This is a genomic window from Pleomorphochaeta sp. DL1XJH-081 (assembly GCF_049310885.1).
Classification (GTDB): Bacteria; Spirochaetota; Spirochaetia; order Sphaerochaetales; family Sphaerochaetaceae; genus CAYZJV01.
The window spans coordinates 1-268 of sequence record NZ_JBMDYO010000111.1 but is presented as its reverse complement, the minus strand read 5'-3'; the positions used below and the strand labels follow the sequence as shown (position 1 = coordinate 268).

Genomic DNA, 268 nt, shown 5'->3' with positions numbered 1-268 from the left:
GGTTGGTAACCAGCCAGTAGTGCGCGTTTGATTTCCACGGATAAGACTCTGCATCTGGATACAGGCCACGTTTCCGGCAATACTCGTAAACCATATCAACCAGCTCGCTGGCGTTTGGCAGCCCGGCGGTAACGGATGCTTCTTCCCGGCACCAGGCAACAAACTGCCCGGGTGATGGCAGGAATGGTCGATTCTGCCGACGGGCTACGCGCATTCCTGCGTCAACCTGTTCCATCGTGGTGATCCCGTTTTCCCGGAAAGCCAGAAC

1 protein-coding gene is annotated in these 268 nt (G+C 56.7%); it reads right to left on the bottom strand.

From position 1 onward, the window contains the following. Positions 1 to 268, bottom strand: a 268-nt coding sequence (locus ACODJP_RS14105; protein ID WP_422482576.1) for a replication protein P, incomplete at both ends; no start/stop codon positions are given.